This is a genomic window from Burkholderia sp. 9777_1386 (assembly GCF_015712265.1).
Classification (GTDB): Bacteria; Pseudomonadota; Gammaproteobacteria; order Burkholderiales; family Burkholderiaceae; genus Burkholderia; species Burkholderia cenocepacia.
In genome coordinates this window covers 1-2,311 of record NZ_JACCQB010000114.1, presented here as the reverse complement: position 1 = coordinate 2,311, position 2,311 = coordinate 1, and the positions used below count along the sequence as shown (strand labels likewise).

Annotated in this window: 2 protein-coding genes; both read left to right on the top strand. The window is 63.9% G+C overall.

All coding sequences use genetic code 11. From position 1 onward, the window contains the following. The first annotated feature begins 124 nt into the window (after positions 1-124). On the top strand, positions 125-1,381 hold the full coding sequence (istA, locus tag H0X91_RS34580; RefSeq protein ID WP_062910599.1) for an IS21 family transposase: 1,257 nt from the start codon (positions 125-127) through the stop codon (positions 1,379-1,381). Next, positions 1,378-2,244 (top strand): IS21-like element ISBcen28 family helper ATPase IstB, encoded by an 867-nt coding sequence (istB, locus tag H0X91_RS34575; protein WP_062910598.1) that lies wholly within the window; start codon positions 1,378-1,380, stop codon positions 2,242-2,244. The genes istA and istB overlap by 4 nt, the downstream gene beginning before the upstream one ends. The last annotated feature ends 67 nt before the right edge of the window (positions 2,245-2,311 follow it).

The window sequence follows — 2,311 nt, the reverse complement described above, 5'->3', positions numbered from 1 at the left end:
TGTCAGCGTCGGATAGATACTCCCCACTTTCGTCGAAGTAATTTTCCCCAGTTTTTTGTCTGACGGCGCCGCGGTAGCGGCGCCGTCCTGTCGATCGCCGACCATATCGCCCTGGAGATCCGTCGTGGGGGTGTCGGTGGTCGAGCTGGAGGAAGTGATGACGATTCTGGAATTGCATCGGCAAGGGCTGAGTATTTCGGCCATCGCTGCTCGACTGAGTATGGACCGCAAGACCGTTCGTAAATACATCAGGAATGGCGTTCAGGCGCCGCGTTACGGTCCGCGCGCACCGCGACCGTGCGTGGTCGATCCGTTCGTCCACTACGTCACCGAACGTGTCCGCGAGTTTCCCGACCTGAGCGTCGAGCGTCTGCTGCGCGAGATTCGAGCCATGGGTTACGCGGGCGGCCGCACGGCGCTGGGCGATCTCGTTCGGGAGGTCCGCCCCCCACGCCAGCGCGGCTTCGAGGTGCGCTTTGAAACGCCTGCGGGGCATCAAGCGCAGGTGGATTTCGCCCACTTCAATGTCGAGTTCGACGACGCGCCTGGCCAGCGACGTTCGATCTGGCTGTTCTCGATCGTGCTTGGACACAGCCGTTATCTCTGGGGACGCTTCGTCGAGCATCAGGACCTGCAGACCGTCCTGCGCTGCCACATGGAAGCGTTCGAGCACCTCGGCGGCGCTCCGCACGAGATTCTGTACGACCGGATGAAGGCGGCTGTGCTGGGCGAAGTCGAGAAGCACATCGTCTACAACGCGAAGCTGGTCGCGTTTGCGCAGCACTACGGCTTCGCGCCGCGCGCCTGCAAGGCGTATCGCGCCAAGACCAAAGGCAAGGTCGAGCGGCCGTACCGCTATATCCGGCAGGACTTCTTCCTGGCGCGTCGCTTCCAGAATCTCGCCGACCTGAACCGACAGTTGCGCGAGTGGCTCGACACGGTTGCCAATGTCCGCGTGCACGGCACCACGCACCGCGTCGTCGCTCAGCACTTCAGTGAGGAGCGTCCTACGCTGCAGGCGTTGCCGGCCGGCACCTTCAACGGCGTGATCCGGCTTGAGCGGCGCGTGAGCCACGAAGGTCTCGTCTCGGTCGGCGGCAACTACTACAGCGTGCCCGATCGTACGCGCAAGCGCGTGCTCGACGTCCACAGTCTGGCTCACGAGATCCGTATCTACGAGGACGGTGAACTGCTGGCGGTGCATCCCGTGTTGGAAGGCCGGCGACGAACCTCGCTGTTGCCCGGTCATCGGCGTGCAAACCAGCGTAAGCAGCCGGCACGGCACCCCGTGCCATCGGTGACGGCGAGCGTGGCTCGCCGGCCCTTGTCGTTCTATGACCAGGTCGCAAGACGTCTCGCAGAAGCCGGGAGGACCGCATGAACAGCATGCCTGCCTCGACACTGGAGCGCATCCGGCGCTATCTCGTCGGCCTGCGCATGCCGCGCGCGCTCGAAACGCTGGATGCCACCCTGAACCGCTTCGAGCAAGGCGACAGTTCGATGCTCGAAGTGCTGGAAACGTTGCTGGGCGAGGAGTTCACGACACGCGAAACACGCCGCATCCGGATGGCGCTGCAGACCGCGCGGCTCGGCACGATCAAGACGCTGGCCGGCTACGACTTCAGCTTCCAGCCGAGCCTGGATCGCGATCGCATCATGACGCTTGCGCAACTCGAGTTCATCGAACGACGACAGACCGTTCACTTCCTGGGGCCGCCCGGCACGGGCAAATCGCACCTGTCCATTGCGCTGGGCGTGGAAGCCGTACGCGCGGGCAAGAGCGTCTACTTCGGCTCTCTGGCCGAGATCGTGAACTCGATGGCCAAGGCCGAACGGGAAGGCAACTTGGCGCAGCGCGTGCGCTTCCTTGCCCGTAACAGCCTGCTCATCGTCGACGAGATCGGCTACCTGCCCATCGGCTCCAACGGCGGCAATCTGTTCTTCCAGCTCGTCAACGCCTGCTACGAGCGCTGCGCGATCATCCTGACGTCCAACCGCAGCTTCGGTGAATGGGGTGACGTGTTCGGCGACAGCGTGGTGGCCGCGGCGTTGCTCGACCGGCTGCTGCACCACGCGATCGTCGTGCAGATCGAAGGCACATCGTACCGCCTGCGAGAACACGCCGATCTGCTGCCGGACCATCTGCGCAACCGTCTGTCTTCCCTGAACCCCGTGCCCGCTGAACCGGCTCGCCGGCGCCCGGGCCGCCCCCGAAGGAACCCATTCGATCACGTCGCCGGTTGATCACCGTCCGAACAGGGTGGGGAATTTTACTTCGACACTTCTGGGGAAATTACGGCCGAGGTTGACA

Bases quoted from the DNA above. Each gene is read 5' to 3' on its own strand.
- istB (WP_062910598.1), top strand. From the start codon at position 1,378: ATGAACAGCATGCCTGCCTCGACACTGGAGCGCATCCGGCGCTATCTC.